Raw genomic sequence first — 229 nt, forward strand, 5'->3', positions numbered from 1 at the left:
GCTTGGCAATTGCCTCCGGATTACTTATCGTCTACTTTTTATTAAATTACTGGACAGTTAGTTTGTTTTCAAAAGCTAACTCATTTATTACAGTCTTTAAGGTTATTATACCTGGACTTACGATTGGATCACTTTTATTTGCTGGTTTTCATGCATCCAATTTTACGTCAGCAGGAAGTATGGCACCTAATGGTTGGGCAAGTGTGCTTACTGCAGTAGCGACTTCTGG

The 229-nt window shown here is 38.4% G+C and carries 1 pseudogene; it reads left to right on the forward strand.

What is annotated here, in order from left to right:
• A pseudogene (locus tag SB773_RS35180) lies at positions 1-229 on the forward strand (amino acid:proton symporter); the annotation flags it as partial.

Origin of the sequence: Bacillus sp. SIMBA_074, assembly GCF_046534555.1 — a bacterium.
In the GTDB taxonomy this organism is placed as follows: Bacteria; Bacillota; Bacilli; order Bacillales; family Bacillaceae_G; genus Bacillus_A; species Bacillus_A mycoides.